This is a genomic window from Acinetobacter sp. OYA S30 (assembly GCF_033599315.1).
Lineage (GTDB): Bacteria > Pseudomonadota > Gammaproteobacteria > Pseudomonadales > Moraxellaceae > Acinetobacter > Acinetobacter baumannii.
In genome coordinates this window covers 112,431-127,356 of sequence record NZ_JAWVAV010000005.1, presented here as the reverse complement: position 1 = coordinate 127,356, position 14,926 = coordinate 112,431, and the positions used below count along the sequence as shown (strand labels likewise).

14 protein-coding genes and 1 tRNA gene are annotated in these 14,926 nt (G+C 34.8%); 8 read left to right on the top strand and 7 right to left on the bottom strand.

Annotation, left to right across the window (positions count from 1 at the left end; genetic code table 11):
* Positions 1–9 precede the first annotated feature (9 nt).
* A complete protein-coding gene (locus R5R67_RS04415) occupies positions 10–1,245 on the bottom strand; it encodes an SfnB family sulfur acquisition oxidoreductase (protein WP_085943456.1) in 1,236 nt (411 codons plus the stop codon).
* A 345-nt stretch (positions 1,246–1,590) separates the two neighbouring features.
* On the opposite strand from R5R67_RS04415, the gene R5R67_RS04410 reads away from it, so the two are divergent.
* The 5 genes from R5R67_RS04410 (at position 1,591) to R5R67_RS04390 (ending at position 6,159) form a co-directional block, all read left to right on the top strand.
* Positions 1,591–2,355, top strand: coding sequence for a glutathione S-transferase family protein (locus R5R67_RS04410; RefSeq protein WP_001265504.1), 765 nt, complete (start codon positions 1,591–1,593; stop codon positions 2,353–2,355).
* A 536-nt stretch (positions 2,356–2,891) separates the two neighbouring features.
* Positions 2,892–3,785 (top strand): amino acid ABC transporter substrate-binding protein, encoded by an 894-nt coding sequence (locus R5R67_RS04405; RefSeq protein WP_000830363.1) that lies wholly within the window; start codon positions 2,892–2,894, stop codon positions 3,783–3,785.
* Positions 3,786–3,879: 94 nt separating this feature from the next.
* On the top strand, positions 3,880–4,722 hold the full coding sequence (locus R5R67_RS04400) for an amino acid ABC transporter permease (RefSeq protein ID WP_000110649.1): 843 nt from the start codon (positions 3,880–3,882) through the stop codon (positions 4,720–4,722).
* A gap of 2 nt (positions 4,723–4,724) precedes the next feature.
* On the top strand, positions 4,725–5,402 hold the full coding sequence (locus R5R67_RS04395; RefSeq protein ID WP_000347804.1) for an amino acid ABC transporter permease: 678 nt from the start codon (positions 4,725–4,727) through the stop codon (positions 5,400–5,402).
* Between the two features lie 13 nt (positions 5,403–5,415).
* Positions 5,416–6,159, top strand: coding sequence for an amino acid ABC transporter ATP-binding protein (locus tag R5R67_RS04390; protein WP_001132006.1), 744 nt, complete (start codon positions 5,416–5,418; stop codon positions 6,157–6,159).
* A 50-nt stretch (positions 6,160–6,209) separates the two neighbouring features.
* Here the strand turns inward: R5R67_RS04390 and R5R67_RS04385 are convergent, their stop codons facing one another.
* Positions 6,210–7,526 carry a DcaP family trimeric outer membrane transporter gene (locus tag R5R67_RS04385; RefSeq protein ID WP_193789705.1) on the bottom strand — a complete coding sequence of 439 codons (1,317 nt, stop codon included), beginning with the start codon at positions 7,524–7,526 and terminating at the stop codon, positions 6,210–6,212.
* A gap of 347 nt (positions 7,527–7,873) precedes the next feature.
* On the opposite strand from R5R67_RS04385, the gene R5R67_RS04380 reads away from it, so the two are divergent.
* A complete protein-coding gene (locus R5R67_RS04380) occupies positions 7,874–8,344 on the top strand; it encodes an Lrp/AsnC family transcriptional regulator (RefSeq protein ID WP_000418050.1) in 471 nt (156 codons plus the stop codon).
* A 30-nt stretch (positions 8,345–8,374) separates the two neighbouring features.
* Here the strand turns inward: R5R67_RS04380 and R5R67_RS04375 are convergent, their stop codons facing one another.
* From R5R67_RS04375 to R5R67_RS04365, 3 genes are all read right to left on the bottom strand, one after another.
* Positions 8,375–9,124 (bottom strand): YebC/PmpR family DNA-binding transcriptional regulator, encoded by a 750-nt coding sequence (locus tag R5R67_RS04375; RefSeq protein WP_000907230.1) that lies wholly within the window; start codon positions 9,122–9,124, stop codon positions 8,375–8,377.
* 162 nt (positions 9,125–9,286) lie between these two features.
* A complete protein-coding gene (locus tag R5R67_RS04370) occupies positions 9,287–9,832 on the bottom strand; it encodes a 1-acyl-sn-glycerol-3-phosphate acyltransferase (RefSeq protein ID WP_000713976.1) in 546 nt (181 codons plus the stop codon).
* 185 nt (positions 9,833–10,017) lie between these two features.
* Positions 10,018–10,578 carry a TetR/AcrR family transcriptional regulator gene (locus tag R5R67_RS04365; protein WP_000037168.1) on the bottom strand — a complete coding sequence of 187 codons (561 nt, stop codon included), beginning with the start codon at positions 10,576–10,578 and terminating at the stop codon, positions 10,018–10,020.
* Between the two features lie 275 nt (positions 10,579–10,853).
* Between R5R67_RS04365 and R5R67_RS04360 the strand changes: the two genes are divergently transcribed.
* A complete protein-coding gene (locus R5R67_RS04360; protein WP_001124727.1) occupies positions 10,854–11,717 on the top strand; it encodes a hypothetical protein in 864 nt (287 codons plus the stop codon).
* A gap of 197 nt (positions 11,718–11,914) precedes the next feature.
* Here the strand turns inward: R5R67_RS04360 and R5R67_RS04355 are convergent.
* Positions 11,915–11,991: transfer RNA gene (locus tag R5R67_RS04355), tRNA-Ile, on the bottom strand.
* 157 nt (positions 11,992–12,148) lie between these two features.
* Between R5R67_RS04355 and R5R67_RS04350 the strand changes: the two genes are divergently transcribed.
* Positions 12,149–13,381 (top strand): integrase family protein, encoded by a 1,233-nt coding sequence (locus R5R67_RS04350; RefSeq protein ID WP_000108021.1) that lies wholly within the window; start codon positions 12,149–12,151, stop codon positions 13,379–13,381.
* A gap of 584 nt (positions 13,382–13,965) precedes the next feature.
* On the opposite strand, the gene R5R67_RS04345 is transcribed toward R5R67_RS04350, so the two are convergent.
* On the bottom strand, positions 13,966–14,865 hold the full coding sequence (locus R5R67_RS04345) for a LysR family transcriptional regulator (RefSeq protein ID WP_001010554.1): 900 nt from the start codon (positions 14,863–14,865) through the stop codon (positions 13,966–13,968).
* Between the last annotated feature and the right edge of the window lie 61 nt (positions 14,866–14,926).

The window sequence follows — 14,926 nt, the reverse complement described above, 5'->3', positions numbered from 1 at the left end:
AATTTCTCCTTAAATCCAGGCATGGCGGGCAGGGAAATGACCATTAAGGTAATAATTGCCAATGGCATGTAATTTCCAGCGAACAGGGTCGTGTAAGGTATGTACACGGGCATTTCGCCAATGTTGATCTAAATTATGTTGGCTTAAGCTTGAGCGGCTACCACCTAGCTCTAGTAGTTTTTCAGAGATCTGTAGAGCCGCATCATTGGCATAGACTTTTGCTTCTGCGACCAAAATTGAAGCTTTTGCTACTTGTTCGTCAGTCACCGTTTGAAGTTGATCAAGTTCATCTAAATATTCAGCAGCTTCATCAAGCAGTAAAATTGCCGCATCGAGTAAAATATTTAATTTACCCACTTCTTGTAGGGTGTAATGTTCAAAGCTGGCTTTTTCAACATTTGCATCAATAATTGGGCGCGCTTTGTGTATGGTCGATAAAGTATCTTCAAAAGCAGCTTCCGCAATACCGACATCAATTGCCACTTGTAATAACTGCGAATACGCACCGCGATAGGTTGGAACTTGTGTTAATAATCGCTCATCAAAAATAAGTTCAGGATTAACTTCAACTTGATTTAATTTAACTGTACCACTCGCTGTAGTACGTTGACCAAACCCATTCCAGTCATTAATAACTTCAATGCCTTGAGCATCTCGGTTAACAATCACTAAAACGACATGGCCTTCTGGATGAATCGCTTTAATTGCGAGCCAATGCGCAAAACTTGTTCCCGTCGAATAAAACTTTTCGCCGTTTAAAAAATATTTGCCGTTTTCAATAGTAAGAGTAGTTTTTAAGGTTTTTGAGTCATGGGTATTTCGTTCGGGACCGCCGTTGGCAAGACGTTTACCGGCTAATATTTCTGAAAAGATAAATTGTTTTTGTTGTTCTGTACCCATGATTTCAATCAGGTTTAACAGGCTAATCTGATTTTGTGGAATCTGACCAACATTTGCATCGCCTTTACTTAAAATACGGAAAACTTGTGCCAGTGTTTTATTGGAAACAAAAGCACCGCCGTATTTTTTTGCAATACGAATTCCGCCTAAGCCTTTTTGGCTAAAGCTTTCGATTTGCTCTTGCGGTAATAAGCGTTGTTGATCACGTGTATTACGACCCTCTAAAGCAAAATCAGCCACTTGATAAGCAGCATTAATTGCTTGTTGATCATTTTGAATGACTTGGACGTATGCCGTCGTTTTAGATAGAGAATTAGACATAATGACACCTTGTATTGCTGTCATTACCTTACAAAAGAAATATTTTTCCACTAAACGAGGACTTATGCTCAGCTTATGAATAAAAATGCAAAGCACTTTTTTTGATTTTTAATATATAAATAGAGATATAGAAATATATTAAAAATCAATAAATTATAATTTTTATTTGTAAAATGAATAACTAAAAGGACTTTAATATGAAAAACAGCTATAAGTACGGTAAAAAAAGATATAAAAAATATAGACCTAACTGTCAGTGAAAAATGAGCACAATATCCATTGTTTTCATTAAAAATAGCTTCTAAAGTATCTACTTACCGAAGACGATTTTTGTACGAATAGTCAAATAAAAATAAACGTGGAGATTTTATGCGGGTTTTGTATCAGTTTCCTTTGTCTCATTATTGTGAAAAAGCTCGCTGGTTGTTAGACCATAAAGAACTTGATTACGTTGCACATAATTTGATTCCTGGATTTCACCGTGCTTTTGCACAACTTAAAACAGGTCAAAATTTGTTGCCGATTTTAAAAGATGACCATCGCTGGATTGCTGAGTCGACTAAAATTGCGCTTTATCTGGATGATACTTATCCGGAACATGCACTTTTACGCCGTGATGAACAACTTAGACAGCAAACTCTTAAAATTGATAGTTTGGCAGATGAACTTGGGGTGCATGTACGTCGTTGGGCACTTGCTCATACTTTAGCTCAAGGAGATCATGCTCTAGAGATTATGATGGGCGAACAAGGTTACTTACGACAGTTTGAGAAAATATCAAAACCGTTTCTCAAGACTCTAGTCAAGAAGAACTATAAGCTTGAAGAAGAGCTCGTAAGTCAGTCAAAAGGACGCATGGATGAACTCATTAATGAATTAAACCACTATTTAATTGAAAACCAAGCACGTTATATGGTTAGTGACCGCTTAAGCCTCGCTGATATTTCAGTATGTTCTATGCTTGCACCTTTATTAGAAATAAAAGGTACACCATGGGAAAGGGAAGAAGATGGGGAAGTATCGCCTGATTGGAGTAATTATCAGAAATATTTACTTGATTTGCCGCTTGGACAGTACGTTTTAAGAATATATCAAACTGAACGTAATGCACGGGTTGACTGGCGAGGAATTTAAATTTTAGTTTTTAAAAAGCTCCGATAAAATCGGGGCTTTTTTATTTTTTAACTTTAAAGATACTTAAAAAATATTACTATCAATTTTATAAATGATTTTTAATAAAACATTTATATATATTATTTTGATGCTTAATTTAATATTTATTACTGTTTATTCATCTTAAGTATAAGCTACTAATAAATTTGATCTTTTATTTTTGGGATAAAAGTTAATTTTGCTAAAAACAGTTTTTAGAAAAATTTAAGCCACTTTATTGTGCATGTGTTTACATTGTAATCAATAATTGCCACATTTAAGTGTAAATAGATGAGCTTAATAATAGACAGAAGATTAAAACATAGATTAAAGTAGAAACATGTGAGCAGTTTTAAAGGTATTAATTCTGCGAAACAGATAAATAATAAGTGAAGCAAATGGACGTGTCCTACTTGGAAAAGTTGGCTCGATAATTGCAATTTAATAATAAATCACTCTATTTCTCTATACGAATGATTCTGTAGACAAATAGAGGGAATGATCATCAAGGAGTTCTTATGAAACGTTCTGCAACCTCTCTCATTGTTTCAACAGTTATGCTTTGTACGGTTGGTGCTACTTCTCAAATTCAGGCAGCAGATACATTAGCTAAAATTAAAAGTACTGGGAAAATCGTTATTGGCCACCGAGAATCGTCTGACCCGATTTCATATGTTGTTGCAGGTAAACCAGTAGGTTATGCAGTCGACATTTGTAACCAGTTTGCAAATGATATTAAAAAAGAATTGAAAATGCCTGGTTTAAAAGTTGAATACAAGGCAGTAACCTCATCAACACGTATTCCTGAGCTTTTAGCGGGCAATATTGATATGGAATGTGGTACCACCACAAATTCTAAACAGCGTCAGCAACAAGTGGGTTTCTCAACTAACTACTATGCAACAGAAGTACGCATGGCTGTTAAAGCAAACTCTGGTATTAAAAGTTTGGCAGACTTAAATGGTAAAGCAGTTGTTACTACTCAAGGTACTACATCTGACAAGTACATTAAGATGAATGAAAAAGGCCAAGCAATTAATGTACAAAATATTTATGGTAAAGACCATGCTGATTCTTTTGCCATGATGGCATCTGGACGCGCCGCTGCATTTGTAATGGATGATAATATTTTAGCAGGCTTAATTGCTAAGTCTTCTACACCTAAAGCATTTGCAATAGTTGGTCCAGTACTTTCATCAGAACCTTATGGTATTATGATTGCAAAAGATGATCCAAAATTTAAAGCAATTGCTGACCGTACTGTAAATAACTTATGGAAAACTGGTCAAATGGATGCTTTATATAAAAAATGGTTCTTATCGCCAATTCCACCGAAAAATACTAATTTGAACATGCAACAAAGTTCATCTTATAAAAAACTCAAAGCTCACCCAACAGATGCAGGAATCTAACTGGATCTTTTTGTCCTAAATTTACTTGTGCAGGTGTAAAAATTCATTTGCACAAGTGGTCTATTTTCTAAAGATATTAATTTAAGGGGCAAACATGTCAGTCGGCTCACTAAACTGGACTATATTCTGTGCGGAGTCTAATGAATATGGTGTCGATAAAGCCGCATGGGCAGAATCAGTTTGTAAGGTTATTGGTAGTTCTAGCTACAATGCCTATGCTGAGGCGCCCACATGGTTACAAATGTTAGGTTCTGGTGTCTTTACTATGGTTTGGACTGCCATTGTAGCCTTTCTTATCGCATTTTTATTAGGTTCTCTCCTTGGGGTAATTCGTACTTTACCCAATAAACCACTTGCTTTTATCGGCAACTGCTATGTCGAAATATTCCGTAATATTCCATTAATTGTACAGTTATTCTTCTGGGCTTTTGTTTTTCCGGAGTTCTTACCGGACAGTTTAAGTGCAGGAAGTGGAGATGTTGTAGCAGGGGGATGGTGGAAAAACATTTTAAATCAACAACCCGCTGTTATCGGTGTTTTTGCTTTAGGCCTTTATACTGCGGCGCGTGTTTCGGAGCATGTCAGAGCCGGAATTAACACGGTATCTCGTGGTCAAAAGTTTGCGGCATCGGCTATGGGATTTACCACCGCTCAAAGTTATCGTTATGTGATTTTGCCAGTTGCATACCGTACGGTATGGCCAACGATTACGTCAGAAGCAATGAACGTCTTTAAAAACTCGGCAGTTTTATATGCCTTAAGTGTTTTAAATTTCTTTGCTTATACCAAAACCATGCGTGAAGAGACTTCACAGGACATTATCATTCTTATTCTGTCTACACCTGTCTATTTAATCATTACATACACCATTAAATTTATAATGGCATGGATTGAAAAACGCATGGCTGTACCAGGTTTAGGCTCGGGAGGAAAATAATTATGGATTTTTCTCTATTGCATAACCCTGATGTTATTGCGGCATTAAAAGAAGGATTTATTTTTACACTTACCGTAACCGTGCTTGCAATGATGGGGGGTATCCTCATCGGAACTCCTTTGGCAATGATGCGTTTATCCAACAACGCCCTTGCAAGTAACTTTGCGAAGTTCTATGTCGATTTATTCCGTGGTATTCCATTAATTCAGGTTATTTTTATTTTTTATTTCTTGTTGCCAAAGATATTTGAGTTTCAATCAGATACGTATTGGGGGCCATTATTTTCCAGCGTTGTGACTTTTGCCATTTTTGAAGCTGCGTTTTTCTCGGAAATTGTACGTTCGGGTATTCAGTCTATTTCAAAAGGGCAAGTCAATGCAGGCTACGCTTTAGGTTTTACCTATGGACAATCCATGCGTTATGTGGTGTTACCGCAGGCCTTTCGCAATATGCTTCCGGTATTACTTACTCAAACCATCATTTTATTTCAGGATGTGTCATTAGTTTATGTCATTAGTGCACCAGACTTCTTAGGTCGTGCAGATACTTTGGCTAATACCTATGGTCCTGAAACGAAAGCAACATTCTATTTAATCGTCGCTGTGGTGTATTTCTGTAGCTCGTTTGTGCTATCGCAATTAGTCAAACGTTTGCAGAAAAAAATTGCCATCATTCGCTAATTGGAGATTTTAAATGCCAATGATAGACATCCAACATATCTCTAAATGGTATGGTGATTTTCAGGTTTTAACAGATTGCACGACGAGTATTGAAAAAGGTGATGTCGTTGTTGTTTGTGGGCCATCCGGTTCAGGCAAATCAACGCTCATTAAAACTGTAAATGCTTTAGAGCCGTTTCAGCAAGGCGACATTATTGTTGATGGGGTTTCACTAAAAGATCCGAAAACTGATCTTGCAAAGTTCCGTTCTCGGGTAGGAATGGTGTTCCAGCATTTTGAACTTTTTCCTCACATGACTGTTTTGGAAAATTTAACCATTGCCCAAGTAAAAGTTTTAAAACGTTCAGTTGCAGAAGCGCGTGAAAAAGGTCTTAAATATTTAGAACGTGTAGGTCTGCTTGCCCATAAGGATAAATTTCCAGGGCAACTTTCTGGTGGTCAGCAACAGCGTGTTGCTATTGCCCGTGGCTTATCAATGGACCCAATCTGTATGTTGTTTGATGAACCTACTTCGGCACTCGACCCAGAAATGGTAGGCGAGGTTCTTGAAGTGATGGTGCAACTTGCTCATGAAGGTATGACCATGATGTGTGTGACACATGAAATGGGCTTTGCAAAACGCGTATCTAACCGTTTAATTTTTATGGATGAAGGTAAAATTCTTGAAGATTGCCCAACCCATGAATTCTTTGATAATTTAGAGGCACGTCATGAGCGCGCTAAAATTTTCTTGGAAAAAATTCAGGCAATGCACTAATTGTGACAATAAAAAAGAGCCATGAGTGGCTCTTTTTTTACATCTAAATTTTAGAAATTATATTTTGCTAATAAATTTATGCGGGAGTAATCACCTTTATCACCTGCAAAAGTTTCACGCTGGCCGTAAGTATATTCTGCACCTAAATCAATATTTTTAACCGGATTCCAGATTAAGTTGACCAAAGCGTTATAAATTTCTTTGTTATAGCTAGTATTGGTTAAATTGCTATTTGCATAGACGTTATCATCTTTATATTGAATACCGCCTATTGCGAAAGTAGAGCGGAGAATAGGGCTCCATTTCCGTTGGTAGCCGATCACCGCACTATCAAATTCACCTAAGTTGATATCTTGAGTAGTTGTATCGTATGCATATGCAGAGTTGCTATAAGATAAATAGCGGCCATCACCTTTAACATGATAATAGTTGGCAACGACACTATCCTGAGGCGTGATATCGTACTTGCCACCGATGCCTACACCCCAGCCAAATTTTTCTTCAGATGAACTATCTTTAGGCGCTACTCGATTTTCATGGGCAAGACCATGAAGCTGTAATAAGCCTTTATTATCTGCGGTTTTGAAATCATAACGAGTTGTTAGAGCAGGGAAACGGCTTCCTCCAGCAGCATTACTCACTTTTTCAACATCACCACCTTCTAAGGCAACTAATATTTTTTGTTGAGCATTAATTGGTTGAGTATAGCGAACCTGTACAGTACGTGTGGTTCCTGTACCTACTGCACCGGTAAAGTCTAGTGTTTCCGGAGAAGTATCTGTATTGACGAAAGGTGAAGTGGTTTGACCAGCTAACCATTTGCCTAAAGACATATAGGCATGGCGTACACGGAAAGTTCCACTGCCATTATCGCCATTGCCTCCCATAAAATCGGCTTCAATTTTGCCTGTTAAATCGCCGTATTGTGTAGGTCGAGTAAGATCTAACCCAATGCGTGTAGTCGCTGCAGATACATTTAATGAGTTCTGTCTTGGGTCATCTTTATTTAAAGGGTAGTTAGCACCATTTGAAATGCTGCCATTTGACCCTTTAAAGTCATAGGTTGCATCTACACGGACATTCCCATAAAGCTTGACTTGCGTTTGGCCATCAGGCATTTGCATCCAACCCAGTTTGCTCTGAGGAACGGGTGAGCTTGCTGCAATTGTAGTTGGCGGCACTGTTGGAGTATTTACTACAGTTACCGCTTTTTGCTGATTTGATAATTGCTGGACCAGTTGCTTTAACTCACTAACTTCTTTGCGTAAAGCATCTACTTCCGCATCAGTAGCAGCATGAGCTGGTATAACTACACCAGTTAAGCTGATAGTGCTCATTGCAAGAACTAATGTTTTGATATTTTTCACAGGCATTCCCCACATTGGATATAAAAGATTTCCAATATGTGCATAACAAAAAGAGTGCCAACTTTTTAAAATTATTTAAACTCATTGATTTTAATTAAGAAATTATAAAATTTTTAAAAATTAAATTATGCTTTTATTCATATACTAATTAAATCATTGAAGAGTTATAGGCTATAAGTAATTGAAAATGCGCTATGAACGTTATACTACTGCACAGTTAACAAGCAAAAGTTTAGATTAAGAGGGTGGTAAAGCTTAATTCTCTCTTTTAATGGTATTTGATTTCCAAAGTAGGCTTAGCTTTAGGATATACTGTAATTTATAAAGCGTGTTAATTGGAGCAAAGAATGGAGTTAGACCGTTTTGATAAACAAATTCTGGAAATTTTGTCTCATGAAGACCTGAATTTGAATGAGCTTTCAGAACGGATTAATCTTTCAGTTAGTTCTGTTCATCGCCGAATTAAACACTTGATTGAAGCTAATATCATGGGGCAACTCAAAAGAGAAATTAACTTTAGCAAATTGGGTTTTACCTTGCATATTTTGCTACAAGTCTCTTTAAGCAAGCATGATAGTGAGACATTTGATAAATTTCTTTCTGAAATTGAAGCTATTCCTGAAGTAACAAATGCTTTTTTGGTGACTGGTCAAAGTGCCGATTTTATTCTTGAATTAGTTGCACGTAATATGGACGACTATAGCGAAATTTTATTAAGACGGATTGGTAAAATTGATAATGTCGTTGCTCTGCATTCGAGCTTTGTCATTAAAGAATACAATGTATTTAACTGTTATAACTTATTAAATAAAGTATAAAAAACGCACCATTTGGTGCGTTTTCTCATCTTAGGCATCAAGTTGCGCTAAAACTTCATCACTAAACTCAACGTTTGTATAAACGTTTTGTACATCGTCTAGATCTTCAAGCATATCAATGAGTTTCATCACTTGTTTAGCTTGATCAATATCGGTGATTTCTGCTTTAGTAGAAGGGCTCATCACTACTTCAGCATTGTCTGATTTTAAACCAGCAGCTGCAAGAGCATCTTGAACCTCACCAAAAGTCTCTGGAGAAGTGATTACTAAAATTTCATCTTCTGAAACTTCAATATCTTCTGCACCAGCTTCTAAAGCAACGTCCATGATCTTATCTTCTAAAGAAACATCGTCAAAAGTAATCTCACCACGTTTGGTAAATAGGTAAGCAACAGAACCTGCGGTACCTAAGTTACCATTAGTTTTGCTGAAACAATGGCGAACATCTGGAACTGTACGGTTCAGGTTGTCTGTCATTGTCTCAACAAGAACAGCAACACCACCTACACCGTAACCTTCGTAGGTTACTTCTTTTAAATCATCATTATCTTCACCACCCACACCGCGTTGAATTGCACGGTTAATGGTATCTCGTGTCATGTTGACAGAAAGCGCTTTTTCGACAACGGCACGAAGGCGAGGGTTACTGGCAGGATCTGCACCACCAAGTTTTGCAGCAGTGACAATTTCACGAATATATTTAGTAAAAACTTTACCGCGACTGGCATCTTGTTTCGCTTTACGATGCTTAATATTGGCCCATTTAGAATGACCCGCCATGGAAGTGAACTCCAAAAATTAAAAAATGCAAAAGTGACAGAATATTAGCATAGGCATGGTTTTCTTGAAAACTGTTGCCTTACGTTTTGTTAGCCAATTAAATAAGCTTAGAGAGCCTAAATTTACATAAAAATATAGGCTCAAACTTCATGAGAAAGTTAGCTAGTTAATTTTCACATCAATATCATATTGCGCATAAAGTTCTTTAATCGTTTCAAGATCTTTCTGTAAATCGGTAGGATAAATCTTACCTAAAATACCGCCTTTTTTGGTTCTTGCATTTGCATACATCAGCACAATCGGAACATTTGCTGCCTTAGCAATATGCCAAAAACCGGTACGAATAGGTTTGCGTTCCGATCCATCTTTGGTACGCGTTGCTTCAGGTGCAATTACTAGGTTAAATGTATCGCTACTTTGGAATTTTTCGACCATTTGAGAGACGATATCTTTGCTTGCTTTTCGGTCTACGGGAATGCCACCTAGCTTTTCAAGGATAGGTTTCATTGGACCTTTGAAAAGTTCTTTTTTTATTAGTGTATGAATTTTTAAATCTAATATTTGAAACAAAGCAATTGATAAGATCGCATCAAGGTTAGAAGTATGTTCAAAACCGATAATAACTTGTTTTTTCTCAAGAATGGTAGGATCTGCATCATAGGTCCAACCAACTGCTTTGAAGATAGAATTGCCTAAAAACTTTTTCATAGAGATGTGGGAGACAATAAGGTTGCAGAATTCTAATATGAGTTTGTCTAAAAAGGTAGAAAATTATCTTCCAAACAAATTTTATTTATTTTAATTTAAAAATATTTTTAAATATTATATTATAATTTAATAATAGAAAAATATATAATTGAATTTTTAAAATATTATTGTATATATTAGAAATATTAAGGATTTTCAGTTTTAATCAAGTACTCAATATATTGCCATTTCTTAGAGGGATTAATCAGATCTTTATCAATTGTCCCATCAATAATAATACCATCAATAATTGAAATGATGATATGAGTAAGTGGAGTAGGGTCTTTAATATCTAGCTCTATTAATAAACTATTTAATAAATTTATAAGCCAGTTTGTATATTCTTGAAATGGTTCACGAATTGAGGTGTATTGTTTAGACACTTCAATAAAAGCCTTTTTGAATAGGCAACCATTAAAATTCTCACTATTAACCCAGTCAATATACCAATTAAAAATTAGATGTATTTTCTCAATTGGACTCACATCTGGATGTAAGCTTAATTTTTCATAAATTGAATTTTGTATATTAATATTTCGATGATGTAGGCACTCCATGATTAAACTTTCTTTAGAAGGAAAATATTTATAGAAAGTCATCTTGGCTACATTTGATTCAGCAATAATTTTGTCTACCCCTGTAGCATTGTAACCAATTTGGTTAAAAAGTTCTAAAGCAGTATTTATAATATCTTCTTTTTTTGACATTACATTTCCATATAATTGAAACTAATTATTACTTGATATAGATTTTAAAATTTTAATCAAATTAATCATAATCAAAAACATAATTTTATTCAAGCGAATATTATAAAAGCTACTCAAGATTATTTTTAAATTTTTTAAATATTCTATTTGATTTAGTAGAATTTTAATTCTAATATGAATTTTCGACAAAAGGAGTCTTGTTTTTATCTTAACTATTTGTTTTTAAAATAGAATATAGAGATTTAAAAAATTAATAAGTTTAATGAGAGTGGATTATGCCTAAAAAATTTGAGGACTTTAATAATCCTAGGAAAAAAGCACTTGCAGGGATGAAACAAAGCATTTCAGCTGAACTTTGGGACAAAAATCTTAATTTTTTAACTCAATTAAGAGCCAAGATTGCGAAACATCCAGTATCTCATCATCCTGCAATAGAAACTTTAAATAACGGTGAAATTAATAAAGAAAACTTAAAGCGTATTCATTTAGAGTATCGCCATGCAATCGTACAAACATTTACAGACGCTTTATTAATGGCTCAATACCATACAAAGCAGTTAGAACCTAGGTTGCATGCAGGTGCAAAGATGTTTCCGCGCTGTCTTTTGAGTCTTAATATATTTGATGAGTTTGGGTTTCGACCTGGGACCGACAAAGACGGTTATTATCAAGGTAACCCAGAATATGCACATTATCCTTTATTTGAAGATGTCCTTGATGATTTTGGAGTGACGGAGGAAGAGCGCCGGAGTTATCAACCAACAGAAATTGCACATCAGGTGAGAGAGTTTCTAGAAAATTCCTATAAAGACTATAAAGCCGTTTCTGCTTTATTAGCTGTAGCTGAAGAAGAAGTTATTTTGTACAGTCCACCTTTACGAAAAGCAACCAGTGCTGTAGGTATAGCGGTCGAGGGTGGTGGCTATTACCATGTGCATGGAGTATCTGAAGATGAAACTGCTGAGGCAGCAGATGACGATCATGAAGAAGATCTATGGTTTATTTTAATGCAAGCTTGTACAGAAGAAGACTACACTTATTTAGAAAACCTATGCCTCGAATACTGTGATTTATGGGAAAAGTTTTGGGATGTTCAAATGGAAAACTCGAAATCAATCTTGAAACAAAATTTAGCTTAAGAACAGGTCAAATAATCAACTCAAACATATATAACAGTCCTAAAGGTTGAAAAGGTATGCTCAATAATACGGAAATTGGAAAAGACTTTTAATGTTTAATTGAACAATTTTTGAATAATGAAGTGATATTTGGCTATATTTTAAAAATATCTAAAGTTAAAAAACCCCAAAAACTTAAAGTTTTTGGGGTTTGTATTTGGTGGGCCCACACAGACTCGAACTGTGGACCAACGGATTATGAGTCCGCTGCTCTAACCGACTGAGCTATAGGCCCTATAATCAGAAAAGCTTTTAATCTCAAGGCTTTTCAGTGCCTGCAATACTAATCAATTTTTTTATTAAACACAAGTATTTTTCAAAAGTAGCAGCAGTAGACCTGAAAAATATTTTGCTATATTGTTAATTATCACAAGCGATAGGGATTCTAGCTTATGAGCACTTCACGAGTAAAGCTAACTAAGTCATTTATCGATCAACTTGAACTCACACCGGCTATTTATCGTGACAGTGAGATTATTGGCTTTGCTATTCGTGTAAATAACTCTTATAAAACTTACATTGTGGAAAAGAAAGTAAAAGGGAAATCAATTCGTTGTAAATTAGGGGATTACGAAAAAATTACTCTTGAAGACGCCCGTATACTTGCACAGCAGAAGTTAAAAGAGTTAACTGACTCAAACTCTTTAAGCATTAAAAATAATAAAATATTAAAAAATAGTTTAAATGAGAAAATTGACCAGCCTTATCTCAAAGAAGCTTTCCAAGTATATATAAATCACCACGAGTTAAAAGAAAGGACATTAGCCGACTATAAAGAAGTTATAGAAAAATATTTAATAGACTTAAGTGAACTTAAACTGATTGATATTACTGAACAGATGATTGAAGAAAAGTATATTCAGTTATCTCAGTATAGTTATGCAAAAGCTAATTTATCTATGCGTGTACTTAGAGCGGTCTATCATTTTTCAATTAAGTATTATCAAAATAAAAATTGTGAAGTAATTATACCAAGGATAAATCCGGTTAATTTGTTAAAGAAGAAACAGCTCTGGGAAGAAATCCCACCTCGAAGAAACTATATCGATGTGGATAATTTAACCAAGTGGGTGCAAGCAATTATTGAATATAAAGGTAGGGGACAGGAAAATGAAACAAATAAGGATTTTTTATTAACACTTATATTAACAGGGCTTTTTAGGAATGAGTGTGAATCTTTACATTGGAAAAATATAGATTTAGAGGAAGGAACTCTGTCTTTTATAAATCCATACAATAATGTGTACTATAAAATTTATATGGGAAACTTTCTTTGGTATCTGATGAAAAAACGAAGAATACAAAATAAAGGAGAGTGGGTTTTTCCATCTGTAAAATCTGAATCTGGTCATATTATTAATATTTCAAAATTTAGAAAAAAAATTAATGAACAATGTAATCTTTCTTTTACTTTTCAAGATCTACGTAGAACATTTTATTTTGTGTTAAATAATTTAACTAATAAATCATTAGTTAGCAAAAGAACAGATCAGTATGAAGAAAAGCTGGACGTTAAGAATATTGCTCATGCTCAGGATATGCGTAATAGAATGAATAAGGTTGAGCAAATTATTCTTGGTCCCTATCGAGATGAACTTATTAAATCTATCAATATTAACCTATAAAATTTTGTCCTTTCAAAGCTAGAAATAGAAGCCGTACGGGTCCAAAAATAGTATAAATTTAAAGTAAGTTTTATGGATAAAACCTAGAATGAAGATTGTTTCGCATTTTCTACAACCTTTTGTAATTGATCAATTTTATACTTGACTAAAACACTTGGAATTTATACAGTAGTAGAGTATTTTTGATAATTATTATTATTGCTTAGTCCTGAAATACAGTAAGAAGCCTATTCATTATGAATAGGCTTTTTGCTTTCTTTAATTTAATCATAGAGTTCTCGTTTTTTTATGAAAATTAATATAATAAAATCAACAAAATAAGTGTTTTTAATAAATTGAAAAAGATTGTCACGTAATTTTTCATTATGAACAAAACTGATTTAAATAGTACTCAAAGTGAAACATGGCTAAATGCTAAGTTTAACTTTCAATCAATAAGGCATAGGAGTGTCATCATGTTTAAAGCAATGTTTTTCTCCAGTGCAGGTGCGATGTTTGGCTATTGTTATAAGCATTATGATGAAAAAGTTATAGAGTCTAATAAATCTAAATAGCTCCTAAAGAACCGTCTAAATGGCGGTTTTTTAATGACAAGTTTGAGATAAGTTTGCTTGAACAATCTGGACAAGCTCTCTGGCTGCTTTCGATAACGGTTTATCTTGAAGCCAAATGAGATAAATAGATAAAGGCAAATGATTTTTCGTATTTTTAAAATCTAATTGAACTAAGTGGCCTTGTTCAATCTTTTCTTTTACCAAAGATAAGGGAAAATTTCCCCATCCTAAGCCAGCTTCGACCATATTAATTGCTGTTTGTAAGCTATTCGTTTTCCAGTACATTGCCCCAATGATTGAACGTGAGTCTTCCATATCCAGCTCACTACTTGCGACCACAATTTGCCGAATATTAATTAACTCTTCAATCGTGTTTAACTTATTCTGTTCTTTTAAAAACGGATGATGAGCAGAGATCGTAGCAATAACTGTTTCTGTCATTACTAATTGTAAGCTTTCACGCATTTTTATATTGAGGTTTGAACCTGCAAGGCAAAGGCTAATATTTTCTGTATAAAGTAAATTTAGAATATCATCTTGAGGAGCTGTAATAATTTCTAGGTTAAGAAGAGGAAACTTCTCTGCTAGTTGCTTTATGGCTTTAAAAAGTAATTCAGTATTCGCATCTGAAACCACACCTATTTTTAATTTACTTTCAAGACCAAGTGAAAGTTCATAAGCATGCGTAGCTAATAGCCTAAGCTGTTCAGCAATAATACGGGCTTGAGGTTCCAATGCTAAAGCCGCCGCGGTAGGAATAACTTTGCGGTGTGTACGTTCAAATAAGTGGTAACCAAGTTCTGCTTCAATATTGGCAATTGCCATACTCACTGCTGATGGCACTCGATTTAACTTTCGTGCCGCGGCCGAGAAAGATCCAGTATCTAATACAGTTAAGAAAAGTTCGATATTTTCACTATTAAAATTCATTTTGATATCAGTAGAACTGAAAGCTGTTAACTTTATATGTGATTTTAACTGAAACTAAAAT